The 23,495-nt window shown below is 69.4% G+C and carries 22 protein-coding genes and 4 tRNA genes; 6 read left to right on the forward strand and 20 right to left on the reverse strand.

Annotation, left to right across the window (positions count from 1 at the left end):
* Window positions 1–105: 105 nt before the first annotated feature.
* The 9 genes from rpoB to ACGFZW_RS10875 all read right to left on the reverse strand — a co-directional run bounded on the left by rpoB (window position 106) and on the right by ACGFZW_RS10875 (window position 9,360).
* The gene (gene rpoB, locus ACGFZW_RS10835) at window positions 106–3,591 is read right to left on the reverse strand and encodes a DNA-directed RNA polymerase subunit beta (RefSeq protein WP_393892713.1); all 3,486 of its coding nucleotides are present in this window, start codon (window positions 3,589–3,591) and stop codon (window positions 106–108) included.
* A 626-nt stretch (window positions 3,592–4,217) separates the two neighbouring features.
* Complete coding sequence (rplL, locus tag ACGFZW_RS10840) at window positions 4,218–4,601, reverse strand: 50S ribosomal protein L7/L12 (protein WP_393892714.1); 384 nt, start codon at window positions 4,599–4,601, stop codon at window positions 4,218–4,220.
* 81 nt (window positions 4,602–4,682) lie between these two features.
* The gene (gene rplJ / locus ACGFZW_RS10845) at window positions 4,683–5,234 is read right to left on the reverse strand and encodes a 50S ribosomal protein L10 (RefSeq protein WP_393892715.1); all 552 of its coding nucleotides are present in this window, start codon (window positions 5,232–5,234) and stop codon (window positions 4,683–4,685) included.
* Window positions 5,235–5,526: 292 nt separating this feature from the next.
* On the reverse strand, window positions 5,527–6,381 hold the full coding sequence (locus ACGFZW_RS10850; RefSeq protein WP_393892716.1) for a hypothetical protein: 855 nt from the start codon (window positions 6,379–6,381) through the stop codon (window positions 5,527–5,529).
* 144 nt (window positions 6,382–6,525) lie between these two features.
* On the reverse strand, window positions 6,526–7,242 hold the full coding sequence (gene rplA, locus ACGFZW_RS10855) for a 50S ribosomal protein L1 (RefSeq protein ID WP_393892717.1): 717 nt from the start codon (window positions 7,240–7,242) through the stop codon (window positions 6,526–6,528).
* Between the two features lie 80 nt (window positions 7,243–7,322).
* Window positions 7,323–7,757 (reverse strand): 50S ribosomal protein L11, encoded by a 435-nt coding sequence (rplK, locus tag ACGFZW_RS10860; RefSeq protein ID WP_393892718.1) that lies wholly within the window; start codon window positions 7,755–7,757, stop codon window positions 7,323–7,325.
* 169 nt (window positions 7,758–7,926) lie between these two features.
* A complete protein-coding gene (gene nusG / locus ACGFZW_RS10865; protein WP_393892719.1) occupies window positions 7,927–8,808 on the reverse strand; it encodes a transcription termination/antitermination protein NusG in 882 nt (293 codons plus the stop codon).
* Between the two features lie 72 nt (window positions 8,809–8,880).
* Window positions 8,881–9,177, reverse strand: a complete 297-nt coding sequence (gene secE / locus ACGFZW_RS10870) for a preprotein translocase subunit SecE (RefSeq protein WP_393892720.1) — start codon at window positions 9,175–9,177, stop codon at window positions 8,881–8,883.
* A 110-nt stretch (window positions 9,178–9,287) separates the two neighbouring features.
* Window positions 9,288–9,360: transfer RNA gene (locus ACGFZW_RS10875), tRNA-Trp, on the reverse strand.
* A 183-nt stretch (window positions 9,361–9,543) separates the two neighbouring features.
* Between ACGFZW_RS10875 and ACGFZW_RS10880 the strand changes: the two genes are divergently transcribed.
* Window positions 9,544–10,806 (forward strand): pyridoxal phosphate-dependent aminotransferase, encoded by a 1,263-nt coding sequence (locus ACGFZW_RS10880; RefSeq protein WP_393892721.1) that lies wholly within the window; start codon window positions 9,544–9,546, stop codon window positions 10,804–10,806.
* Between the two features lie 151 nt (window positions 10,807–10,957).
* A complete protein-coding gene (locus ACGFZW_RS10885; protein ID WP_393892722.1) occupies window positions 10,958–11,998 on the forward strand; it encodes an adenosine deaminase in 1,041 nt (346 codons plus the stop codon).
* Here ACGFZW_RS10885 and ACGFZW_RS10890 read toward each other — a convergent pair.
* The 6 genes from ACGFZW_RS10890 to ACGFZW_RS10915 form a co-directional block, all read right to left on the reverse strand.
* Window positions 11,988–13,043 (reverse strand): UDP-N-acetylmuramate dehydrogenase, encoded by a 1,056-nt coding sequence (locus ACGFZW_RS10890; protein WP_393892723.1) that lies wholly within the window; start codon window positions 13,041–13,043, stop codon window positions 11,988–11,990. The genes ACGFZW_RS10885 and ACGFZW_RS10890 overlap by 11 nt on opposite strands.
* 71 nt (window positions 13,044–13,114) lie before the next feature.
* Window positions 13,115–13,549, reverse strand: a complete 435-nt coding sequence (locus ACGFZW_RS10895; protein ID WP_393892724.1) for a MaoC family dehydratase — start codon at window positions 13,547–13,549, stop codon at window positions 13,115–13,117.
* 1 nt (window position 13,550) lies between these two features.
* The gene (locus ACGFZW_RS10900) at window positions 13,551–14,003 is read right to left on the reverse strand and encodes a MaoC family dehydratase N-terminal domain-containing protein (protein WP_393892725.1); all 453 of its coding nucleotides are present in this window, start codon (window positions 14,001–14,003) and stop codon (window positions 13,551–13,553) included.
* An 87-nt stretch (window positions 14,004–14,090) separates the two neighbouring features.
* Complete coding sequence (rpmG, locus tag ACGFZW_RS10905; protein WP_006604855.1) at window positions 14,091–14,255, reverse strand: 50S ribosomal protein L33; 165 nt, start codon at window positions 14,253–14,255, stop codon at window positions 14,091–14,093.
* Window positions 14,256–14,343: 88 nt separating this feature from the next.
* Window positions 14,344–14,416, reverse strand: a tRNA-Met gene (locus ACGFZW_RS10910).
* Window positions 14,417–14,460: 44 nt separating this feature from the next.
* Window positions 14,461–14,533 (reverse strand) — tRNA-Thr (locus ACGFZW_RS10915).
* Window positions 14,534–14,715: 182 nt separating this feature from the next.
* Between ACGFZW_RS10915 and ACGFZW_RS10920 the strand changes: the two genes are divergently transcribed.
* Window positions 14,716–15,990: an amidohydrolase family protein gene (locus tag ACGFZW_RS10920; protein ID WP_393892726.1), complete on the forward strand. Its 1,275-nt coding sequence runs from the start codon at window positions 14,716–14,718 to the stop codon at window positions 15,988–15,990.
* 100 nt (window positions 15,991–16,090) lie between these two features.
* Window positions 16,091–16,753, forward strand: a complete 663-nt coding sequence (locus tag ACGFZW_RS10925) for an SDR family oxidoreductase (protein WP_393892727.1) — start codon at window positions 16,091–16,093, stop codon at window positions 16,751–16,753.
* 87 nt (window positions 16,754–16,840) lie between these two features.
* Here the strand turns inward: ACGFZW_RS10925 and ACGFZW_RS10930 are convergent.
* Window positions 16,841–16,922, reverse strand: a tRNA-Tyr gene (locus ACGFZW_RS10930).
* 188 nt (window positions 16,923–17,110) lie between these two features.
* On the opposite strand from ACGFZW_RS10930, the gene ACGFZW_RS10935 reads away from it, so the two are divergent.
* Window positions 17,111–17,599, forward strand: a complete 489-nt coding sequence (locus ACGFZW_RS10935; RefSeq protein WP_393892728.1) for a YajQ family cyclic di-GMP-binding protein — start codon at window positions 17,111–17,113, stop codon at window positions 17,597–17,599.
* Window positions 17,600–17,746: 147 nt separating this feature from the next.
* A complete protein-coding gene (locus ACGFZW_RS10940) occupies window positions 17,747–18,481 on the forward strand; it encodes an antibiotic biosynthesis monooxygenase (protein WP_393892729.1) in 735 nt (244 codons plus the stop codon).
* A 19-nt stretch (window positions 18,482–18,500) separates the two neighbouring features.
* Here ACGFZW_RS10940 and ACGFZW_RS10945 read toward each other — a convergent pair whose 3' ends face one another.
* The 4 genes from ACGFZW_RS10945 to ACGFZW_RS10960 form a co-directional block, all read right to left on the reverse strand.
* Entirely contained in the window at window positions 18,501–18,893 is a 393-nt protein-coding gene (locus ACGFZW_RS10945; protein WP_393892730.1) for a YccF domain-containing protein, read from the reverse strand.
* A 133-nt stretch (window positions 18,894–19,026) separates the two neighbouring features.
* Window positions 19,027–19,887: a zinc metalloprotease HtpX gene (htpX, locus tag ACGFZW_RS10950; protein ID WP_393892731.1), complete on the reverse strand. Its 861-nt coding sequence runs from the start codon at window positions 19,885–19,887 to the stop codon at window positions 19,027–19,029.
* Window positions 19,888–20,249: 362 nt separating this feature from the next.
* On the reverse strand, window positions 20,250–21,800 hold the full coding sequence (locus tag ACGFZW_RS10955; protein ID WP_393892732.1) for an NADH-quinone oxidoreductase subunit N: 1,551 nt from the start codon (window positions 21,798–21,800) through the stop codon (window positions 20,250–20,252).
* Window positions 21,800–23,452, reverse strand: coding sequence for a NuoM family protein (locus tag ACGFZW_RS10960; RefSeq protein ID WP_393892733.1), 1,653 nt, complete (start codon window positions 23,450–23,452; stop codon window positions 21,800–21,802). Before ACGFZW_RS10960 ends, ACGFZW_RS10955 begins: the two co-directional genes overlap by 1 nt.
* Window positions 23,453–23,495: the final 43 nt, after the last annotated feature.

Below are 23,495 nucleotides of genomic sequence, written 5' to 3' on the forward strand. Positions count from 1 at the left end.
AGTCTCAATCATGGTCTGACTGGGGGTCCGGATGGGGGTCCCCCCGGGGCCGTTTTCAGGCCCTGGGGGAGGCCGGGGCTCCTTGTGGGAGCCCCGACCAGACCGTCAGACCTCTTCGACGCTGCTCGGCTCGCGCCGGGACAGGTCGATACCGAGCTCTTCCGCTGCACGGAAGACGTCCTCGTCGGTGTCCCGCATCTCGATGGACATGCCGTCCGAGGACAGCACCTCCACGTTGAGGCACAGGGACTGCATCTCCTTGATGAGCACCTTGAAGGACTCGGGGATGCCGGGCTCGGGGATGTTCTCGCCCTTGACGATGGCCTCGTAGACCTTCACGCGGCCGGTCACGTCATCGGACTTGATCGTCAGCAGCTCCTGGAGGGCGTACGCGGCGCCGTATGCCTCCAGCGCCCACACCTCCATCTCACCGAAGCGCTGGCCACCGAACTGGGCCTTACCACCGAGCGGCTGCTGGGTGATCATCGAGTACGGACCGGTCGAGCGCGCGTGCAGCTTGTCGTCGACCAGGTGGTGGAGCTTGAGGATGTACATGTAGCCGATCGAGATCGGCTCGGGGAACGGCTCACCGGAGCGGCCGTCGAACAGCCGCGCCTTGCCGGAACCCTTGACCATGCGCTCGCCGTCGCGGTTCGGGATCGTGGACTCGAAGAGACCGGAGATCTCGTCCTCGCGCGCACCGTCGAACACCGGGGTGGCGACGTTGGAGCCGGGGGCGACCTCGTCGGCGGAGATGGCGTGGAGACGCTTCTTCCACTCCTCCTCGACACCCTCGACCTTCCAGCCCTGGCTGGCGAGCCAGCCGAGGTGGATCTCCAGGACCTGGCCCGGGTTCATTCGGGACGGGACACCCAGCGGGTTGAGGATGATGTCGACCGGGGTGCCGTCCTCCAGGAACGGCATGTCCTCGACCGGCAGGATCTTCGAGATGACGCCCTTGTTGCCGTGACGGCCGGCGAGCTTGTCACCATCGGTGATCTTGCGCTTCTGCGCGACGTAGACGCGGACCAGCTGGTTCACGCCCGGGGGCAGCTCGTCGCCCTCTTCGCGGTCGAAGACGCGGACGCCGATGACCTTGCCGATCTCACCGTGCGGCACCTTCAGCGAGGTGTCGCGCACCTCGCGCGCCTTCTCACCGAAGATCGCGCGGAGCAGGCGCTCCTCGGGGGTCAGCTCGGTCTCACCCTTGGGCGTGACCTTGCCGACGAGGATGTCGCCGGCGACGACCTCGGCACCGATACGGATGATGCCGCGCTCGTCGAGGTCGGAGAGGACCTCTTCGGAGACGTTCGGGATGTCCCGGGTGATCTCCTCGGGGCCCAGCTTGGTGTCACGGGCGTCGACCTCGTGCTCCTCGATGTGGATCGAGGAGAGGACGTCGTCCTGCACGAGGCGCTGCGACAGGATGATCGCGTCCTCGTAGTTGTGACCCTCCCAGGGCATGAACGCCACGAGCAGGTTCTTGCCGAGCGCCATCTCGCCTTCGTCCGTGGACGGACCGTCGGCGAGGACCTGGCCCTCGATGACCCGCGCGCCCTCGTCCACGACGACCTTCTGGTTGAAGGAGGTGCCCTGGTTGGAGCGGGTGAACTTGGCGACGCGGTACGTGGTGTACGTGCCGTCGTCGTTGGCGACGGTGACGTAGTCCGCGGAGACCTCCTGGACCACACCGTCCTTGTCCGCCTTGATGACGTCACCGGCGTCGACCGCACAGCGGTACTCCATGCCGGTGCCGACCAGCGGGGCCTCCGCCTTGATCAGCGGAACGGCCTGGCGCATCATGTTCGATCCCATGAGCGCGCGGTTGGCGTCGTCGTGCTCGAGGAACGGGATCATGGCGGTCGCGGCCGACACCATCTGGCGCGGCGAGACGTCCATGAAGTCCACCTCGTCGACGGTGACGAGGTCGACCTCGCCGCCACGACGGCGGACCAGCACACGCTGCTCGGCGAAGTGCATGTCCTCGGTCAGCGGCGCGTTGGCCTGCGCGATCAGGAAGCGGTCCTCCTCATCGGCGGTGAGGTAGTCCACCTCCTCGGTGACCTGGCCGTCGACGACCTTGCGGTAGGGCGTCTCGATGAAGCCGAAGACGTTGACCCGGCCGTACGAAGCCAGCGAACCGATCAGACCGATGTTGGGACCTTCAGGGGTCTCAATCGGGCACATGCGGCCGTAGTGCGACGGGTGCACGTCACGGACGTCAAGGCCGGCCCGCTCACGGGACAGACCACCCGGGCCAAGCGCCGACAGACGACGCTTGTGGGTCAGACCCGACAGCGGGTTGGTCTGGTCCATGAACTGCGACAGCTGGCTGGTGCCGAAGAACTCCTTGATGGAGGCGACGACCGGCCGGATGTTGATCAGGGTCTGCGGCGTGATCGCCTCGACGTCCTGGGTGGTCATGCGCTCACGCACGACGCGCTCCATACGAGCCAGACCCGTGCGGACCTGGTTCTGGATGAGCTCGCCGACGTTGCGCAGACGACGGTTGCCGAAGTGGTCGATGTCGTCGGTCTCGACGACGATCGTCCGGCCGGACTCGCCGGTCGTCTCGGTCTCGCCGGCGTGCAGCTTGACCAGGTACTTGATCGTCGCGATGACGTCGTCGGTGGTCAGCACACCCGCGTCGAGCGGCTCGTCGCCACCGAGCTTCTTGTTGACCTTGTAGCGGCCGACCTTGGCGAGGTCGTAGCGCTTGGGGTTGAAGTAGAGGTTCTCGAGCAGCGTCTGCGCGGCCTCACGGGTGGGCGGCTCGCCCGGACGCAGCTTGCGGTAGATGTCGAGCAGCGCGTCGTCCTGGCCCTGGGTGTGGTCCTTCTCCAGGGTGGCGCGCATGGACTCGTACTCGCCGAACTCCTCCAGGATCTGCTCGGTCGTCCAACCGAGAGCCTTGAGCAGGACGGTCACGGACTGCTTGCGCTTGCGGTCGATGCGCACACCGACCATGTCGCGCTTGTCGATCTCCAGCTCCAGCCAGGCACCGCGGGACGGGATGACCTTGGCCGAGAAGATGTCCTTGTCGGACGTCTTGTCGATGGAGCTGTCGAAGTAGACGCCCGGCGAGCGGACCAGCTGCGAGACGACGACACGCTCGGTGCCGTTGATGCAGAAGGTGCCCTTGTTCGTCATGAGCGGGAAGTCGCCCATGAAGACCGTCTGGGACTTGATCTCGCCGGTCTCGTTGTTGGTGAACTCGGCGGTGACGAAGAGCGGAGCCGCGTACGTGAAGTCGCGCTCCTTGCACTCGTCGATGGAGTTCTTCGGGGGCTCGAAGCGGTGGTCGCGGAACGTCAGCGACATCGACCCGGAGAAGTCTTCGATCGGGGAGATCTCTTCAAAGATCTCTTCGAGACCGGACTTGGTGGGAACTTCCTGCCCACTCTCCAGCGCAGCCTCGACGCGACCCTTCCATGCGGCATTGCCGAGCAGCCAGTCGAAGCTTTCGGTCTGCAGCGCAAGGAGGTTCGGAACCCCGAGGGGCTCCTTGATCTTCGCAAAAGAGATGCGCAGCGGGGCGGTGCTGTCGCCGTTGTTCGTATTGGCAGTCGAGGCGTTGCGCGAGGCGGCCAAGAGGGGGTCCTTCCGAGGGCTCGGACTCACTACGCGCGTACCGGTCCCGGATCGAGCAGTCGGAAGGAAAGCCCTGGTCAGGGCGGTCATCCAGCTGAACTCGGATTCAGGTATGCCCCTGGTGACGGGCAGGGAGCAGCTAACAGGCAGCGCAAAGGGTCAGTGTAGCCACTTGGCACACTGATGTCCAGAGCGAGGTTCCGGAGACCGGCTCAGCACCGTGATACCGATCTTCTCCCTCCGGGAGGTCTCGCCCTCCGAACCGGAGGAGCTCCTCGTTGTTCTTCTCTACGCCCAATGCCCTGCGCCTGCCGAAAGCCCTGCGCCAGTGGCGCACACCGATGCTTCCCTCTTCGTCCGCGATCCATGCCTCGGACCCTGGATCGCTTCTGCGTCGCGTCCCGAGAATTGCGCGCCGCGTCCGGTTCGTCAAGGCCCCCCACCTCAGGGAGATCGTCACATAGGGCCTGTCCGGACGACGAAGATCACCATACTCGCACGTCGGGGCGGGGCAACGCAGCCGTGGCCGAGAGCGCCGAAGGGCGACCACCCGCATGGGTGATCGCCCTTCGCTGTGCCCTGAGCGCCTCAGGCGCTCAGGACGTGAGTCCGAGGACTCGGTGAAGTCACTTGACCTCGACGGAGGCGCCGGCGCCCTTGAGGGACTCGGCGGCCTTGTCCGCGGCGGCCTTGTCGACCTTCTCGAGGACGGGCTTCGGGGTGCCGTCGACGAGGTCCTTGGCCTCCTTCAGGCCCAGGGAGGTCAGCTCACGCACGACCTTGATGACCTGGATCTTCTTGTCGCCGGCGCCGGTGAGGATGACGTCGAACTCGTCCTGCTCCTCGGCGGCCTCGGCCGGGGCGCCCGGGGCACCGGCGGCGGCAACGGCGACCGGGGCGGCAGCCTCGACGTCGAACTTCTCCTCGAACAGCTTCACGAACTCGGAGAGCTCGATGAGGGTCATCTCTTCGAACTGCGCGAGCAGGTCTTCCTGGCTGAGCTTCGCCATGGTGGCGGTCCTTCCACTAATTCGGCTGGTGCCGGATGTACATGAATGGCGGGCGTACGGGCCCGCTGGGCGGACGAGTGGTTACTCGGCAGCCTCGGCGGGAGCCGGCGTACCGGCACCGCCCTGCTCGACCTTGCTGCGAAGCGCGTCCGCGGTGCGGGCGAACTTCGTGAGCGGGGCCTGGAAGGTCGCCGCGGCCTTGGCCATGGACGCCTTCATGCCACCCGCCAGCTTGGCGAGCAGAACCTCGCGGGACTCGAGGTCCGCAAGCTTCTTGATCTCGTCGGCGGACAGCGCCTTGCCGTCAAGGACACCGCCCTGGATGACGAGAGCGGGGTTCTCCTTGGCGAAGTCACGAAGACCCTTCGCCGCCGTGACCGGGTCACCGGTAACGAAGGCAACAGCGGTCGAGCCCTTGAGGTGCTCGTCCAGCTGAATCCCGGCCTCATTGGCCGCGATCTTGGTCAGCGTGTTCTTCACCACACGGTACTGAGCGTTCTCACCGAGCGAACGGCGCAGCTCCTTGAGCTGCGCAACGGTAAGACCGGTGTACGCGGTCACTACAGCAGCGTTGGAGTTACGGAACTTGTTCGTAATCTCCTCGACGGCTGCGACCTTGTCGGGCCTCGCCATGAGCCTCGGCCTCCTTCCGGGTGATGAGGACCGCGCAGAAGGGGCTGGGCAAAACAAACGCCCCGGCGCAGGCGCACGGGGCGTGACTCGACCGGGCATACGTCCGGGAGTTCATCCACACATACCTGCGCAGGCCGTCCGCAATAGCTAGCGGATCCTTCGGCCACCACACGCCCGAGATCGGACGCGCAGAGACAACCAGCGGTCTTTGGCTTCTCGGATACGGTACGGGACGGCCTGCGCTCAGGCAAATCGGCAAAGAGGGGGCGCCAACGGCGCCCCCTCTGTCCGGCTACTGGGAGATCTTGTCGAAGTCCACGGTGTCGCCCGCCGGCGGCTCCTCGACCGTGACCTCGGTGCCGTAGTCGGAGTAGAACACCGTCGAGTCGAAGACGGCGGTCTTGCTGTCGGTCAGCTCGCGCTTCTTGACCAGCAGGTTGTCCGCGTTGATCCACAGATCGATGGTCTCGTTCTTCGTGCCCGACTGCTCCAGCTGCTGCTGGAGGGCGTTGATGTCCGCCTCGCTGATGTTCTTGGACTGCATACGGGTCAGCTCGGCCACCGAGAGCGTGCCGGTGAAGTGGGTCGCCTGGACGCCGCGGACGTCTTCCTTGCCGACTTCCTTGACCTTGCCCGAGGCGATCAGCAGCTCCATCGCACGGGTCGGGTTGTTGTTCTGCATCTGGTCCTTGAGCAGCGCGCCGGCCGGACCCATCTTCTTGGCCAGGGCGTCGTAGTCGTACTTCACCCAGGACTTGCCGCCCATCGGCATTCCGGCGGCGCCCATGTTCATGAACATCGCCTGCGGCGTGTAGAGCGCCTTGATGGGCTTGCCCGCCAGCGGGGACTGCGCGCCGGACTGGGTGATGTCGACATTCATCCGCATGCCCTGGGACCAGTCCAGAGCGCCCTTCATGGCCTGGTTCGACGGTCCGTTCTTGACCGTGCCCTCGACCTTGGCGGACTTCTCGCCGCCCGTCTGCTGCGAGGCCGTCCGCAGCGAGGCCAGCGCGGCCTGCAACGGAGACTGCTTCTCCCCCGCCGCGTCGCTCCCGCCACCGCTGCCGCCGCTGCCACCGTTACAGGCGGTGAGACCGGCCATCATGACAACTCCCGCCACAACGGCGGTCATACGAGTGCTACGCACTTGAGGCTCCCCCTTTAGATCTCCTTTATGGACCTCGGGGGTGACTGTAGTGCAGGGCGCCGACACAGAACGCCTCAGGCCCCGTCCTCCCTGGGGAGAACGGGGCCTGAGGGACGTACGCGCTACGAGGCGTCGATCAGGAGATCAGACGGCCTCGTCCTCGACGAGGAGGTTGCGGGTGCGGTTGGAGTCCAGCGGGATGCCGGGGCCCATCGTGGTGGTGATGGTCGCCTTCTTGATGTAGCGGCCCTTGGCGGCGGACGGCTTGAGGCGGTTGATCTCCTCGAGCGCCGCGGCGTAGTTCTCCACCAGCTTGGCCTCGTCGAAGGAGACCTTGCCGATGATGAAGTGGAGGTTCGCGTGCTTGTCCACGCGGAACTCGATCTTGCCGCCCTTGATGTCGGTGACAGCCTTGGCGACATCCGGGGTGACGGTGCCGGTCTTCGGGTTCGGCATCAGACCACGCGGACCGAGCACGCGGCCGAGGCGGCCGACCTTGCCCATGAGGTCCGGGGTGGCGACGACGGCGTCGAAGTCCAGACGGCCCTTGGAGACCTCGTCGATCAGTTCGTCGGAGCCGACGATGTCGGCGCCGGCGGCTTCCGCGGCCGCAGCACGGTCACCGGTCGCGAAGACCAGGACCCGGGCGGTCTTACCGGTGCCGTGCGGAAGGTTCACGGTGCCACGGACCATCTGGTCGGCCTTGCGCGGGTCAACGCCCAGACGCATGGCGACCTCGACGGTCGCGTCGAACTTGGCGGACGAGGTGTCCTTGGCGAGACGGACGGCCTCGAGCGGGGCGTACAGACGCTCCCGGTCGATCTTCGCGTCCGCGGTGCGAAGAGTCTTGCTGCGCTTCACTGCTGCTCCTGAGTGATGGAGATGGAGTCGTGGTGCGGGCCAGCGCCTGGCCCTGCCACGGGGTGCCTACGAGGTGGCGGTCAGCCCTCGACCGTGATGCCCATGGAACGCGCGGTGCCGGCGATGATCTTCGCCGCGGCGTCCAGGTCGTTCGCGTTCAGGTCGGGCATCTTGGTCGTGGCGATCTCGCGGATCTGCGCGTCCGTGATCTTCGCGACCTTCTTGGTGTGCGGCTCGCCGGAGCCCTTCTCCACACCCGCGGCCTTGAGGATCAGCTTCGCGGCCGGCGGGGTCTTCGTGATGAAGGTGAAGGAGCGGTCTTCGTAGACCGTGATCTCCACCGGCACGACCATGCCACGCTGCGACTCGGTCGCGGCGTTGTAGGCCTTGCAGAACTCCATGATGTTGACGCCGTGCTGGCCCAGCGCGGGGCCGACCGGCGGAGCCGGGTTCGCGGCACCGGCCTGGATCTGGAGCTTGATAAGCCCCGTGACCTTCTTCTTCTTGGGAGGCATGCTCTCTCCGGGTCCTAGTGAGAGTTGTTTCGCCCCGCAATCCGGTCATCCGGATGGAGGCATACCGCACAACGATAACGGGTATAGTCGCGCGGCCAAAAACCGAGCAGGTCAGAAGGGCTGCGAAGCCCGTCTGACCTGCTCGGTATGGCTGGTGGTCCGGAAGAAACTAGTTCTTCTGGATCTGGTCGAAGCTGAGCTCGACCGGGGTCTCGCGGCCGAAGATCTCCACGAGGCCCTTGACCTTCTTCGAGTCGGCGTTGATCTCGTTGATCGTCGCCTGCAGCGTCGCGAACGGGCCGTCGGTGACGGTGACGGAGTCGCCCACCTCGAAGTCCAGCACCTGGACCTCGACCTTGCGGGACGGCGCCGGCTTGCCCTCGGCCGCGGCGGCCTCCTTGGCGGCCTTCTCCTCGGCCTCCGGGGCGAGCATCTTGACGATCTCGTCCAGCGTCAGCGGGTAGGGGTCGTAGGCGTTGCCGACGAAGCCCGTGACACCCGGGGTGTTGCGGACGACGCCCCAGGACTCGTTCGTCAGGTCCATGCGCACCAGGACGTACCCGGGGAGCTTGTTCTGCCGGACGGTCTTGCGCTCGCCGTTCTTGATCTGGGCGACCTCTTCCTGCGGCACCTCGGCCTGGAAGATGAAGTCCTCGACGTTGAGCGAGACGGCGCGCTGCTCGAGGTTGGTCTTCACACGGTTCTCGTAACCCGCGTAGGTGTGGATGACGTACCACTCGCCGGGGAGGGTGCGCAGCTCGTCACGGAGGGCGGCCACCGGGTCGACCGGCTCCTGCTCCTCCGCCGGCTCCGCGGACTCGTCCTCGTCCTCGTCCTCGTCGGCCGCGTCGTTCTCGACGTGCACCGCGGCCTCTTCGGCGGGCTCGCCGGCAGCAGCGTCCTCGGCGTCGAGCTCGTCGACGCCGTCGGCGTTCTCGACGATCTCCAGAGCGGTGTCGTCGCCCTCGACCTCGGCCGAGACGGCCTCGTCAACGTCGGCCTCTGCAGCCGCGACGGGCTCGGCGGCGTCGTTCAGGTTCGGGTCAGACACGTGGCTGCTTCTTCCTTGCTTCAAGGGGTTGAACATGCGAAAAGGCGCCCGCTGAGGCGCCCTCCGCGGGGGTCAGCCGAAGACGTACCCGACGACTCGGTTGATACCCAAGTCAATCACGGTTACGAGACCGATGATGATGACAACGAAGACGATCACCACGCTGGTGTACGTCGACAGCTGGCTGCGCGTCGGCCAGACGACCTTGCGGAGTTCCGCCACGACCTGGCGGTAGAAGAGCGCGAGCCTCGCGAAGGGGCCCTTCTTGCCGCGCTTACCACCGCGACGGGGCTTCTTCTCGGATTCTTCGGATGCATCGTCGGAACGACCGCGCTCAGGCATGTCGATGGAGCCCAGGGCGTCCGTCACTCGTCCTCACCTGAATCCGGGTCGTGGCCGTGCCGCGCCCGGTTGAGCCGCACGGCGGTGCATTTCAGTACGTACGCGTGCACGCACTTTCAGTGATCAAGTGCGTGTAGCAGGGCCGGAGGGACTTGAACCCCCAACCGCTGGTTTTGGAGACCAGTGCTCTACCAATTGAGCTACGACCCTTTGTGGTTCCCCCAACCTACCGCATGCGGCCGACTGCACTAAGTGCGTGAGTCGCGGCGGCCTGTTGGGAGCCAACGGTCAGCGAGTGTACGTGCTTCCGGGCCGGGCGTCGAACAGAAACGTCCCGGGTGGTGCCGCCAAACCCATGTGCCCGGCCGGTCGGCGGTCTGCGACGATGCATATATGAGCGCTGCTACTCCTTCTGCATCGTCCCCCGCCACCCCTCCCCAGGGATCGCCCACCGACCGCCGGGTGTCCGCTCGCGTCGGCTCGATCTCCGAGTCCGCGACCCTGGCCGTCGACGCCAAGGCGAAGGCCCTCAAGGCCGCCGGGCGTCCGGTGATCGGCTTCGGCGCCGGTGAGCCCGACTTCCCCACGCCCGACTACATCGTCGAGGCGGCCGTCGAGGCCTGCCGCAACCCCAAGTTCCACCGCTACACCCCGGCCGGCGGCCTCCCCGAGCTGAAGTCCGCGATCGTCGCGAAGACGCTGCGTGACTCCGGCTACGAGATCGAGGCCGCCAACGTCCTGGTGACCAACGGCGGCAAGCAGGCCATCTACGAGGCGTTCGCGGCCGTCCTCGACCCGGGCGACGAGGTCATCGTCCCGGCGCCGTACTGGACGACGTACCCCGAGTCGATCCGCCTCGCGGGCGGCGTGCCGGTCGACGTGATCGCCGACGAGACCACCGGGTACCGCGTGAGTGTCGAGCAGCTGGAGTCGGCCCGCACGGACCGCACCAAGGTGGTGCTGTTCGTCTCGCCGTCGAACCCGACCGGTGCGGTCTACAGCCGCGAGCAGGTCGAGGCCATCGGCCGCTGGGCCGCGGAGCACGGCCTGTGGGTCATGACCGACGAGATCTACGAGCACCTGGTCTACGGCGACGCCGAGTTCAGCTCGCTGCCGGTCGTCGTGCCGGAGCTGCGCGACAAGTGCATCATCGTCAACGGCGTGGCGAAGACGTACGCGATGACCGGCTGGCGCGTGGGCTGGGCGATCGCCCCCAAGGACGTCATCAAGGCCGCCGCGAACCTCCAGTCGCACGCCACCTCCAACGTCTCCAACGTCGCGCAGGCCGCGGCGATCGCGGCGGTCTCCGGTGACCTCGCCGCCGTGGACGAGATGAAGGTCGCCTTCGACCGTCGGCGTCGCACGATCGTGCGGATGCTCAACGAGATCGACGGCGTGCTGTGCCCGGAGCCGGAGGGCGCGTTCTACGCCTACCCGTCGGTCAAGGAGCTGCTCGGCAAGGAGATCCGCGGCAAGCGCCCGCAGACCAGCGTCGAGCTGGCCGGTCTGATCCTGGAGGAGGCGGAGGTCGCCGTCGTTCCGGGCGAGGCCTTCGGCACCCCCGGCTACCTGCGGCTTTCCTACGCGCTCGGCGACGAGGACCTCGTCGAGGGCGTCTCCCGGCTGCAGAAGCTGCTGGCCGAGGCGAAGGACTGACGTACGGCTCCCGGCCGCCCTGGGGCGGGCGGGGAGCCGACCGTGCGAGCGGGCGTCCGGAGGGTTCCGGGCGCCCGCTCGCGCGTTCCCCCGGACACCCCTTCGGGAAAGGCCCTACCGGCGTGCCGGGTGCATGCGGCAAGATCTCCGGATGGAGAGCTTTCGTGAGGTCCGCCGGTTGCCGAAGGCCCATCTGCACCTGCATTTCACCGGTTCGATGCGGGCCACGACGCTGCTGGAGCTCGCCGACAAGTACGGCGTACATCTGCCCGAGGCCCTCCGCGGCGGAGAGCCGCCCCAGCTGCGCGCCACCGACGAGCGCGGCTGGTTCCGCTTCCAGCGGCTCTACGACATCGCACGGTCCTGTCTGCGGTCCCCCGAGGACATCCAGAGGCTGGTGCGCGAGGCGGCCGAGGAGGACGTCCGGGACGGGTCGGGGTGGCTGGAGATCCAGGTCGACCCGACGTCGTACGCGCCGCGGCTCGGCGGTCTGATCCCGGCACTGGAGATCATCCTGGACGCTGTCGCGAGCGCCTCCCGGGACACCGGCCTCGGCATCCGCGTGCTGGTCGCCGCGAACCGGATGAAGCACCCCCTGGACGCCCGGACACTGGCGCGCCTCGCGGTGCGCTACGCCGATCGGGGCGTCATCGGCTTCGGCCTGTCCAACGACGAACGCCGGGGCTTCGCCCGGGACTTCGACCGCGCGTTCGCCATCGCCCGGGAGGGCGGTCTGCTCGCCGCGCCGCACGGCGGCGAGCTGTCGGGCCCGGCGAGCGTGCGGGACTGTCTGGACGATCTGCACGCCGGGCGGGTGGGCCACGGCGTACGGGCGGCGGAGGACCCCGCACTGCTGCGCCGCCTGGCCTCCCGGGGCGTGACCTGCGAGGTGTGCCCGGCGTCGAATGTGGCGCTGGGCGTCTACGAGAAGCCCGAGGACGTGCCGCTGCGGACGCTCTTCGAGGCCGGGGTGCCCATGGCTCTGGGGGCGGACGACCCGCTGCTGTTCGGCGCGCGGCTGGCCGCTCAGTACGAGATCGCGCGCTCCGCACACCACTTCACCGACGCCGAGCTGGCAGAGCTGGCCCGGCAGTCGGTCCGCGGCTCGCGGGCGCCGGAGGACGAGCAGCGGCGCCTGCTGGCGGGCATCGACGCCTGGCTGGCGGACGGCCCGGCGTCGGCTACAGGCTGACGCCGACCGTCACGGGCTCGTTGACGAGCACGACGCCGAACGCCGCGTGCACCCCGTCGCGCACCTCGCGGGCCAGGGCGAGGAGGTCCTCGGTGGTGGCCTCACCGCGGTTGGTGAGGGCGAGGGTGTGCTTGGTGGAGATGCGGGCGGGGCCGCTGCCGTAGCCCTTGGTGAAGCCGGCGCGGTCGATGAGCCAGGCGGCGGAGGTCTTCACCCGGCCGTCGCCCGCCGGGAAGGCCGGCGGTGCGGTGTCGGGTCCGAGGCGGTCGTGGACGCGCTGCACGAAGGCGGCGTGCTCGTCCTCGGTGAGGATCGGGTTGGTGAAGAAGGAGCCGGCCGACCAGGTGTCGTGGTCCGCGGCGTCCAGCACCATGCCCTTGCCCGCGCGCAGGGCCAGGACGGTTTCCCTGGCGGTGGCGGCCGGCACCCGGTCGCCCGGCTCCACGCCGAGGACGCGGGCGGTCTCGGCGTACTTCAGGGGCGCGGAGAGCCCGCCGGCGTCCTCCAGGGCGAAGCGCACCCGCAGCACGACGAACCGGTCGGGGTCCTGCTTGAAGCGGCTGTGTCGGTAGGAGAAGCCGCAGTCGGCGTTGGGGATCGTGACGGTCTCACCGGCACGGCGGTCGTAGGCGACGACCTCGGTGATGGTCGCGGAGACTTCCTGGCCGTACGCGCCGACGTTCTGGATCGGCGTGGCGCCCGCGGACCCCGGGATGCCCGCCAGGCACTCGATCCCGGCCAGTCCGGCCTCGACCGTGCGGGCCACCGCGTCCGACCAGTTCTCGCCCGCGGCCAGCGTCAGCGTCGTGCCGTCGAGCGCGAAGCCCCGGGTCGCGATGCGCAGCGCCGTGCCCTCGAAGCCCTTGTCGCCGATGACGAGGTTGCTGCCACCGCCGATGAGCAGCAGGGGGGTGCCGGCGTCGTCGGCCGCGCGGACGGCCGCGATCACCTCGTCGTCCGTGGTGGCCGTGACGAGACGGGTCGCGGGGCCACCGAGCCGGAAGGTGGTCAGCGGGGCGAGGGGGGCGTCGTGGAGTTCCTGCACGCGCCCAAGGGTACGGGGGCGGTCCGGCAGCCGTCGGCCGGCCGCCCCGGGCGTGTCCTTCGGGATCAGCCCTAGGCGAGCCGGACCACGGCGCGGGACATGCCCAGCACCTTCTGGCCCGCGCTGGTCGCGGTGAGGTCGACGCGGACCGTGCGGTCGCTGTCGTCGAGCTTGGCCGCCACCTTGGCGCTGACCTCGATCAGCGCGCCGGTCTCGTCGTTGGGGACTATGACGGGCTTGGTGAAGCGCACGCCGTACTCGGCGACGGCGCCCGGATCGCCCACCCAGTCGGTGACCACACGGATCGCCTCGGCCATGGTGAACATGCCGTGCGCGATGACGTCCGGCAGTCCGACCTCCTTGGCGAACTTCTCGTTCCAGTGAATCGGGTTGAAGTCACCGGAGGCGCCCGCGTACCGGACGAGGGTGGCGCGGCTCACGGGGAAGGACTGCGCCGGGAGTTCGGTGCCGACCTCGACGTCGTCGTAGGAGATCTTCGCGGTCATCTCAGGCCCCCTCGGCGGCGCGGGCCACCAGCTTGGTGAAAGCGGTCACGACGTGTTCGCCGGCCTCGTCGTGCACCTCACCGCGGATGTCGATGATGTCGTTGCCCGCCATGGTCTTGATCGCCTCGATGGTGGAGGTGACGGCCAGCCGGTCGCCGCTGCGCACCGGACGGCTGTAGGCGAACTTCTGGTCGCCGTGCACCACCCGGCTGTAGTCCAGGCCCAGTTGCGGGTCCTCGATGACCTGTCCCGCGGCCTTGAAACTGATCGCGAACACAAAGGTCGGCGGTGCGATCACATCGGGGTAGCCGAGGGCCTTGGCCGTCTCGGTGTCCGTGTATGCGGGATTGCTGTCACCGATGGCCTCGGCGAATTCGCGGATCTTTTCCCGGCCGACCTCGTACGGGTCGGTGGGCGGGTACGTGCGTCCGACAAAAGACGGGTCGAGCGCCATGGGCTCGCAACCTCCCTGTACAGAAGTGGTGACAACGCCGTGAGGCCGCCCCCAGAAAATGGGGACGGCCTCACGAACGAGCCTGAGTTATCGCGTCTCGCGGTGCGCAGTGTGCGAGTTGCAACGGGGGCAGTGCTTCTTCATCTCAAGACGGTCCGGGTCGTTGCGCCGGTTCTTCTTGGTGATGTAGTTCCGCTCCTTGCACTCCACGCAGGCCAGCGTGATCTTCGGGCGGACGTCTGTGGCAGCCACGTGAGTGCTCCTTGACGGACGGATGGACGGGTGAACGCATAAAAGAGTAGCCGATCGGAGGACCGAGCCCACAATCGGCTACTGTCAGTAGCGGTGACCGGACTTGAACCGGTGACACAGCGATTATGAGCCGCTTGCTCTACCGACTGAGCTACACCGCTGCGATGTGGGAGACCCCGCCCGAAGGCGAGGAACCTCACACCAGAGCCCCAATACGGAATCGAACCGTAGACCTTCTCCTTACCATGGAGACGCTCTGCCGACTGAGCTATTGGGGCGAGCGATGAAGACATTACACGGCCCGCAGCCAAAGGTGAAATCCGTATCCGGGCCGTCCCCCAGCCGCCTCGCGCACCACACCGGTACGACTTTTTCGCGCCTGCTCGAAGCTCTCCCGGCGGCCCCCTAGGCTCGGCGCAACGCTGCGTGATCTTGCACGCCCGTGCCTTCGAGGAGCGCGATGTCCGACGGTTCGCCGCAGCCGCAACCACAGCCGGGACAGCCCGGGGAGCCCGATCGCTCCGGTCGGCGTGCCAGGTCGGACACCGGCGCGCTGCTGCTGTGCGGCGCCCGCCTCGCCGACGGCCGCACGGTGGACGTACGGCTCGGTGGCGGGCACATCGAGGCCGTCGGGACGACCGGCAGCCTCCCGGCGCAGAGTTCCCGCGTGGACCTCGCCGGCTACCTCCTGCTGCCCGCCCCAGCCGAACCCCACGCGCACTGCGACACGGCCCTGACCGCGGACTCCGACGGGCCCGCCTCCGACTCGCCCGAGGACGTACAACGGCGCACGACGGAGGCCGCGCTGCTGCAACTCGGGCACGGCGCCACCGCCTCGCGCAGCCACGTACGGATCGGCGACGTCCAGGGCCTGCGGTCGCTGGAGGCGGTACTCGCGGCCCGCAGGTCGCTGCGCGGCCTCGCGGAGCTGGCGGCGGTCGCGGTCCCACGGGTGCTGACCGGGGTGGCCGGCGCGGACGGACTGGCGATGCTGCGGGACGCCGTGAAGATGGGAGCCTCGGTCATCGGCGGCTGCCCCGATCTCGACCCCGACCCGGCCGGGTACATGGAGACGGTCCTGGAGATGGCCGGGGAGCACGGCTGCCCGGTGGACCTGCACACGGACGGCGACGACCCGGCGCGGCTGGCGCGTTTCGCCGCGATGGCCGGCGGGCTTCGGTCCGGGGTGGCCTTGGGGCCGTGCGCCGGGATGGCGCGGATGCCGCGCAGTGTCGCGTCCCGGGTGGCCGAACAGCTTGCCGCCGCCGACGTCGCCGTCGTCTGCCTCCCGCAGGGCGACTGCACCGCCCTGGAGCGCTACGGCTCCCGGGTGTCCCGCCCGGCCCCGGTGCGGCTGTTGCGCGCGGCCGGGGTGCGGGTCGCTGCGGGCAGCGGGGCGCTGCGCGACGTGGCGAACCCGGTGGGCCGCGGCGACCCGCTCGAGGCGGCATACCTGCTGGCCTCCTTGGGCGAGGCCACGCCGGAGGCGGCCTACGAGGCGGTGAGCGGCGCGGCACGGGCGACGCTGGGCCTGCCGGAGGTGCGCGTCGAGGCGGGCTTCCCCGCCGAGCTGCTGGCGGTACGCGGCGAACGGATCGCCGGTGTGCTCTCCCTCGCCTACAGCCGGATCGTGGTGCACCGGGGGCGCGTTGTCGCGCGCACCAGCGCGGTGCGTGAGTACTGCGACTCGGCGGCGGAGGTGGCGCTGGATCTGCCCCGGCAGTCACAGCGCTGAGCCGTGGCCCCGACAGCGTTGCGGCGCGCGGCCTCTGACAGCCCGTGAGCCCGGCCCGGTCCTTCGAAAGTGCGGCCCACTTCGGCGTACGGTCGGCACCATGCGCATTGTCATCGCAGGTGGACATGGTCAGATCGCGCTTCGGCTGGAGCGGTTGCTCGCCGGGCGCGGGGATGAGGTCGCGGGCATGATCCGCCGGCCGGAGCAAGCCGGGGACTTGCTGGCCGCGGGCGCCGAGCCGGTGGTCTGCGATCTGGAGTCAGCGTCGGTGGAGGAGGTCGCACGGCACCTCCAGGATGCGGACGCCGCCGTCTTCGCGGCGGGCGCGGGGCCGGGCAGCGGCATCGAGCGGAAGGACAGCGTGGACCGCGGCGCCGCCTCCCTCTTCGCCGACGCGGCCGAGGCCGCGGGCGTACGGCGCTTCCTCGTGGTCTCGTCCATGGGCGCGGACCGTGAACCGCCGGAGGGCACCGACCCGGTCTTCGCGGCGTACCTGCGGGCGAAGGGCGCGGCGGACGCGGACGTACGGGCCCGGGCCGGCCTCGACTGGACCATCCTGCGGCCGGGCCGGCTGACCGACGCCCCCGGCACGGGGCTGGTGACGCTGGCCGACGCGACCGGGCGCGGGGAGGTGACGCGGGACGACGTCGCGGCCACCCTCGCGGAGCTGCTCGCCGAGCCGGGCATGATCGGCCGGACGCTGGAACTGATCAACGGCGACGTCCCGGTCGCCGAGGCGGTCCGCGCGGTGGCCGCGCACTGAGTCCGGACCGGACGACCGCCGCACCGCGACCATACGAAAAGGGCCCCTGGACCGTATTTCTACGATCCAGGGGCCCCTTCACACCTGTGGCGGCGCCAGGATTCGAACCTGGGAAGGCGAAGCCGGCAGATTTACAGTCTGCTCCCTTTGGCCGCTCGGGCACACCGCCAGGGTTTGCTGCCGGGAGATCCGCTGTGGGCGGCGCTCTGTGGCAACGACGTAAACCATACCTGATGGCCGGGGGTGGTTCGCCACTCGATTCTGCGGCGCCGGATCACCGGAGGGTGGCTAGGCTGGCGGGGCGGTCCGGCACGGGCCGTAGCCCTGACGGATCTACGTACGAGGAGCCAACTCAACATGGCCGACTCCAGTTTCGACATCGTCTCGAAGGTCGAGCGGCAGGAGGTCGACAACGCCCTCAACCAGGCCGCCAAGGAGATCTCGCAGCGCTACGACTTCAAGGGCGTGGGTGCGTCGATCGAGTGGTCGGGCGAGAAGATCGAGATGAAGGCCAACGCCGAGGAGCGGGTGAAGGCCGTTCTCGACATCTTCCAGTCCAAGCTGATCAAGCGCGGGATCTCGCTGAAGGCGCTGGACGCCGGCGAACCGCAGGCCTCGGGCAAGGAGTACCGGATCTCCGCCTCGATCGAGGAGGGGATCTCGCAGGACAACGCGAAGAAGGTCGCCAAGATCATCCGCGACGAGGGCCCCAAGGGCGTGAAGGCGCAGGTGCAGGGCGATGAGCTGCGGGTCAGCTCCAAGAGCCGGGACGACCTGCAGTCGGTGCAGCAGCTGCTCAAGGGGAAGGACCTGGATTTCGCGATCCAGTTCGTGAACTACCGGTAGGTGCCGGCGGCCGGCGGCGGCTCGCAGTGCTGCCGCCGGGGTCGGATCAGGTGGGGCGGCGTGCCAGGGGCGCGCCGCCCCACCGGCGTTGTACGGGGCGGTGGCGGGGGTTGACCTCAAGTCCGGTTGAGGCCGGAGGGTGCTGCCATGACATCGACGCATTCACCGGATGGGGTGTACTCCGGCTCCGGTGACGCCTTTCGCACGGACGTGTTTCCCGAGATCCGGCGGCCGGACAGTGGCCTGGTACTGATCAGCGAGTGGGACGCGGGCAGCCCCGAGGGGCAGCGGGCGGCCCAGAACGGGGTGGCGCACGCCTGGGAGGAGACGCCGCTGCCCGCGGGTTTCCTGTCGCGGGTGCTGTTCGCCGGGACCGACGGGCGCAGCGTGCTCGATTACGCCCAGTGGACGAGCGGCGCGGCTCACCGGGAGTTCGTGGCACGGGAGGAGACCGGGCCGCTTGAGGGGATCGCGGCGGCACCGGTCGGTGTCGGGGGTGATGGCGACGCGGGGCCCGGCCGCTTCCGGCTGTACCGCAGCCTGCTGCCGGAGGGCGCGGCGCCCGCACCGGGGTGCGTGGTGCGCGTCGCCTTCCGGACGGCGGGGGAAGAGGCGGCGCGGCGGCTCGTCGACGGGCTGATGGACATGTTCGACGGCCGGCAGAGCGGGGCGGGCGGCATCGCCTCGCACTTCCATCTCTCCGAGGACGGCACCCGGGTCGTCAACTACAGCGAGTGGACGGACGCGGAGGCGCACGAGCGGATGGTCGTCGCCGAGCTGGGGAGCGGCGGGCAGGTGATGCGACTGCTCGCGAGCCTCCCGGGCGTCGAACCGCTCGGCTTCCGGCGGTATACGGCGCCCCGGGGGCTCGTGCGGGCCTGATCCGGCCGGAGGCCGCCCGTCAGCGGACGGTGAACGGCCGGTCGGTGGGCACGATGTCGCGGCCCAGCGGCAGCAGGGAGATGGGGATCATCTTGAAGTTGGCAATGCCGAAGGGGATGCCGATGATCGTCACGCACAGGGCCAGGCCCGTGACGATGTGGCCCAGGGCGAGCCACCAGCCCGCGAAGACGATCCAGATGACATTGGCGATCGCGGAGCCGGCGCCGGCGTCGTGGCGTTCGACGGTGGTCCGGCCGAACGGCCACAGGGCGTAGCCGGCGATCCGGAAGGACGCGATGCCGAAGGGGATCGTGATGATCAGGATGCAGCAGATGAGACCCGCGACGACGTAGCCGATCGCCAGCCACAGGCCGCTCAGGATCAGCCAGAGGATGTTGAGGAGGAACTTCATGATCGTCAGCCTTCCACGGGCACGGCGAAGAATGTGTCTGGGGTGACAGACGCCCGGAGTGCCCTGCGGCGTTGCACCGGCGGGGGCCTGGTGCACCGGGCGCGGGGCCGCGGTGGACGGCGGCTGCCGGGCGTCATGGGCGGTGGCCCGCCATCTCTTCGAGGCGGGCGATGCGCTCGCGCATCGGGGGGTGGGTGGCGAAGAGCTTCGACATGCCCTCCGCGCGGAACGGGTTGGCGATCATCATGTGGCTGGCCGTCTCGATGCGCGGCTCCGGCGGCAGCGGGAGCTGCTTGGTGCCGGCCTCCAGCTTGCGCAGGGCGGAGGCGAGGGCCAGCGGGTCGCCGGTGAGCTGGGCTCCCGAGGCGTCCGCTGCGTACTCGCGGGAGCGGCTGACGGCGAGCTGGATCAGGGACGCCGCCACCGGCCCCAGGATCATGATCAGCAGCATGCCCAGGAGGCCGGGGCCCTCGTCGTCGTCGGAGCGGCCTATCGGGATCAGCCAGGCGAAGTTGACGAGGAACATCACGACGGAGGCCAGAGCTCCGGCGACGGACGAGATCAGGATGTCGCGGTTGTAGACATGGCTCAGCTCATGGCCGATGACGCCGCGCAACTCGCGTTCGTCGAGCAGCTGCAGGATGCCGTCGGTGCAGCAGACGGCGGCGTTGCGGGGGTTGCGGCCGGTGGCGAAGGCGTTGGGCGCCTGGGTCGGGGAGATGTACAGGCGCGGCATGGGCTGGCGGGCGGCCGTCGAGAGTTCGCGGACCATGCGGTAGAGCCGGGGCGCCTCGAACTCGCTGACGGGGCGGGCCCGCATGGCCTTGAGGGCGAGTTTGTCGCTGTTCCAGTACGCGTAGGCGTTGGTGCCGAGGGCGACGACGACGGCGACGATGAGGCCGGTACGGCCGAAGAGGCTGCCGATGACGATGATGAGGGCGGACAGTCCCCCGAGGAGTACGGCGGTCCTGAGCCCGTTGTGCCGGCGGTGCACGGTACGCCCTCCAAGCGGTGCGGCAGGGGAACCCTTGCTTCGAACTCCACTCTCCAGTGGACCCTTACTCACCGGTCAACGCCAGATGAGGAGGGCTGGTTCCCTTGTGCACGCGGGACGGGTCCAGGTGGGGCACCGGGGCCGCGTCGCGGCGCATGGCGGTGTACCGCCGTACGGGTGAGCGGCAGGCACTTCACGGCCCTTGGCCTGCGTGCGGAGACGCGTGAGCGTACGGCCGGGGCCCGCGCGAGCCGCGGGCTGCGGGGGTCGCTCGGGGCGGGTGAGGGGCGGGTGCGCCCCCCGGTCCGGCAGGTTCGCTCCGGTTTGAGCAGGACGGCTTCAGCTGAAGCCGTCCGCGTCGGCTAGAGCAGGGCCCCGGAGGCGAATCGCAGGACGAGCTGCGGGGCGCCGGAGAGCGCGATGCCGAGGACCGTGGCGAGCGCGATGGCAGCGGTGAGGGCGGCCGGGATCCGGGGGCGGGCCGCTTGCGGGGCCGGTGCTCCGTCCGCCGCCTGCGCGGTACCGTCCTTGGCGGTCGCGGGGCCCCGGAAGAGGACCGCGGTCCACTGGAGGTAGTAGTAGAGCGCGATCACGACGTTGACGGCCATGATCACCGCGAGCCAGCCCAGGCCGGCGTCGACGGCCACGGAGAAGACCGTGACCTTGGCGAACAGGCCGATGATGCCCGGCGGTAGTCCGGCGAGGCAGAGCAGGAAGAAGCCGAGGGCGAGGGCGGCCAGCGGGCGCCGGGCGTACAGGCCGCGGTAGTCGCTGATGCGGTTGGCCGGGCTCGTACGGGCCACCAGCGCGGCGACCGCGAAGGCGCCGAGGTTCACCGCCGCGTACATCAGCGCGTAGGCGACCGTGGAGCCGATGGCCCGCGCCGGGTCGTCGGCGTACCCGGCGGCCCCGATGGGGACCAGGAGGTAGCCGGCCTGACCGACCGAGGACCACGCGAGCAGCCGCACGGCGCTGTGCGCCCGGTCCGGGTTCTGGCGGAGCGCGGCGACGTTGCCCACGGTCATGGTGAGCGCGGCGACGACGGCCAGCGCCGGGCCCCATACGTGCGCGTACGAGGGGAAGCCCTCGATCGCCACCAGGATCAGACCGGAGAAGCCGACGGCCTTGCCGATGACCGACAGGTACGCGGCGATCGGGAGGGGCGCGCCGACATAGGTGTCCGGCACCCAGAAGTGGAAGGGCGCGGCCGCGGTCTTGAAGGCGAAGCCGACCAGGGTGAGGGCCACACCGGCGGTGGCGAGGGTGGCCAGCCGGGGGTCGGGGAGGTCGGTGAGGGTCTGCGCCACCCGGGCGAGGTGCAGGCTGCCGGTGGAGGCGTACAGGAAGCTCACGCCGAGCAGCATCACCGCGGTGGCCGCCACCGAGGAGAGGAAGAACTTCAGCGCGGCCTCGGAGGAGAGGCGGTCGCCGCGCCGCAGTCCGACCAGCGCGAAGGCGGGCAGGGAGGCGACTTCGAGGGCGATGACGAGGGTCGCGAGGTCCCTGGAGGCGGGCAGCAGGGCGGCGCCGGCGGCGGAGGAGAGCAGCAGGAACCAGTACTCGCCCGCGGGCAGGTCGTGGTCCTTGACGGTGTCGATCGACAGCAGGGCGGTCAGCAACGCCCCGGCAAGCACCAGGAATTGGATGACGAGTGCGAAGGGGTCGGCCACGTAACTGCACACGTCCGGGTCACCGGTGAGGCAGAAGGTGCGGCGGTCATCGCCCAGGAGGGGCAGCAGGGAGAGCGCGGCGAGGGCGAGGCCCGCGGTCGCGAGCCGGCCGAGCAGCGGCTTCCTGGCCACCGGGAGGAACAGGTCGGCGACGAGCACCACCAGGGCGACCGCCGCGGCGATGGTGGGCGGCGCGACGGCGAGCCAGTCGACGGACTGGACCAGGGAGGTCATCGAGCTCATCACTTACCGCCTCCGAGGAGCTGCTGGACGGCCGGGTCGGTGAGGCCGAGGAGGGCCGCGGGCCACAGTCCGGCGAGGACGGTGAGCGCGGCGAGGGGGGTCCAGGCCGCGTATTCGTAGCGTGCGATGTCGGGGATGAGGGGCGCGGCCGGGGCCGCGGCCTCCGGGGTCGCCGCTTCGGCGGAGGCTCCGGCGCCGTCCGCTCCCCCGGATGCGGTGGCGGGTGCCACGTGAGGCAGCGAACCGCCCATGCAGACACGGCGGACGACGAGCAGCAGATACGCGGCGGTCAGCAGGGTGCCGAGACCGGCCATCACCATGAACGTCAGGAAGGCGGGCCGGCTGAGCCCCTCGGCCGGCCGGAACGCGCCGAACATCGCGAGCATCTCGCCCCAGAAGCCGGCCAGGCCCGGAATGCCGAGCGAGGCGACGGCGCCGAAGGCGAGCAGGCCGCCGAAGCGCGGTGCCCTGCCGTACAGGGCGGCGCCCGTCTCGCCGGCGAGGGAGTCGAGGTCGGTGGTGCCGTAGCGGTCCTTGAGCGCGCCGACGAGGAAGAACAGCAGGCCGGTGATGAGGCCGTGCGCGATGTTGGCGAACAGCGCGCCGTTGACGCCGGTGGGGGTCAGGCTGGCGATGCCGAGCAGGACGAAGCCCATGTGGCCGACGGAGCTGTAGGCGATCAGGCGCTTGAGGTCGCCCTTGGCGCCCTTGCGGACGAGGGCGAGGCAGGCGAGCGACCCGTAGATGATGCCGATGGCGGCGAGCGCGGCGAGGTACGGCGCGAAGGTGTGCATGCCCTCGGGGGCGATCGGCAGGGCGATCCGCACGAAGCCGTAGGTGCCCATCTTCAGCAGGACGCCCGCCAGCAGCACCGAACCGACGGTGGGGGCAGCGGTGTGCGCGTCCGGCAGCCAGCTGTGCAGCGGCCACATCGGGGCCTTGACGGCCAGTCCGATGCCGATGGCGAGCACCGCGAGAAGCTGAACCGTGTGGCTGAGCTGGGACTTCGGGCCGTTGTCAGTGGCGAGTGCCACCATGTCGAACGTGCCGGAAGTCACGCCGATGAGGAGGAGGCCGAGCAGCATCACGACGGAGCCGAGCAGCGTGTAGAGGATGAACTTCCAGGCCGCCGCCTGCTTCTGCGCACCGCCCCAGCGGGCGATGAGGAAGTACATCGGGATGAGGACCATCTCGAAGGCGAGGAAGAACAGCATCAGGTCGAGGACGGCGAAGGTGGCGAGGGTGCCGGCCTCCAGGACGAGCAGCAGGGCCACAAATGCCTTGGGAGACGGGCCCTTCGGCATGTGGAAGTAGCTGTAGAGCGCGCAGAGGAAGGTCAGCAGCGCGGTCAGCACGACAAGGGGGAGCGAGATGCCGTCGATGCCGAGGTGGATGCGGATGTCCAGCGCCGGGATCCAGCTGATGTCGGTGGTGGCCTGCATACGGGCCGGGTGGTCGTGGTCGAAGCCGGCGGCCAGCGCGATGGACGCGGCGAGGACGGCGCCGGTGACGGTCACGCCGTGGCGCAGTACGGCCTGGTCGGGGCTGCGGCCGCGCAGACCCGGCGGGGGCGGCAGCAGAGCGCCGGCGGCTCCCAGGAGGGGCAGCACGACGACGGCCGCGAGGAGGATCTGCAGAGCGGTGGGGTTCACGGGTCAGGCCCTCCTCAGGGTTGCGGCTCCGGCGAGCCCGGCC

Origin of the sequence: Streptomyces sp. NPDC048248 (assembly GCF_043201875.1) — a bacterium.
Classification (GTDB): Bacteria; Actinomycetota; Actinomycetes; order Streptomycetales; family Streptomycetaceae; genus Streptomyces.

What these genes read in the sequence shown, in the direction of transcription:
- rplJ (WP_393892715.1), bottom strand. Translation starts at nt 5,234, where the DNA reads ATGGCGAGGCCCGACAAGGTCGCAGCCGTCGAGGAGATTACGAACAAG.
- ACGFZW_RS10935 (WP_393892728.1), top strand. Translation starts at nt 17,111, where the DNA reads ATGGCCGACTCCAGTTTCGACATCGTCTCGAAGGTCGAGCGGCAGGAG.
- ACGFZW_RS10955 (WP_393892732.1), bottom strand. Translation starts at nt 21,800, where the DNA reads ATGAGCTCGATGACCTCCCTGGTCCAGTCCGTCGACTGGCTCGCCGTC.
- ACGFZW_RS10920 (WP_393892726.1), top strand. Translation starts at nt 14,716, where the DNA reads ATGTCCGACGGTTCGCCGCAGCCGCAACCACAGCCGGGACAGCCCGGG.
- rplK (WP_393892718.1), bottom strand. Translation starts at nt 7,757, where the DNA reads ATGCCTCCCAAGAAGAAGAAGGTCACGGGGCTTATCAAGCTCCAGATC.
- ACGFZW_RS10885 (WP_393892722.1), top strand. Translation starts at nt 10,958, where the DNA reads ATGGAGAGCTTTCGTGAGGTCCGCCGGTTGCCGAAGGCCCATCTGCAC.
- ACGFZW_RS10925 (WP_393892727.1), top strand. Translation starts at nt 16,091, where the DNA reads ATGCGCATTGTCATCGCAGGTGGACATGGTCAGATCGCGCTTCGGCTG.
- ACGFZW_RS10895 (WP_393892724.1), bottom strand. Translation starts at nt 13,549, where the DNA reads ATGACCGCGAAGATCTCCTACGACGACGTCGAGGTCGGCACCGAACTC.
- ACGFZW_RS10900 (WP_393892725.1), bottom strand. Translation starts at nt 14,003, where the DNA reads ATGGCGCTCGACCCGTCTTTTGTCGGACGCACGTACCCGCCCACCGAC.
- ACGFZW_RS10945 (WP_393892730.1), bottom strand. Translation starts at nt 18,893, where the DNA reads ATGAAGTTCCTCCTCAACATCCTCTGGCTGATCCTGAGCGGCCTGTGG.
- ACGFZW_RS10940 (WP_393892729.1), top strand. Translation starts at nt 17,747, where the DNA reads ATGACATCGACGCATTCACCGGATGGGGTGTACTCCGGCTCCGGTGAC.
- ACGFZW_RS10880 (WP_393892721.1), top strand. Translation starts at nt 9,544, where the DNA reads ATGAGCGCTGCTACTCCTTCTGCATCGTCCCCCGCCACCCCTCCCCAG.
- rplL (WP_393892714.1), bottom strand. Translation starts at nt 4,601, where the DNA reads ATGGCGAAGCTCAGCCAGGAAGACCTGCTCGCGCAGTTCGAAGAGATG.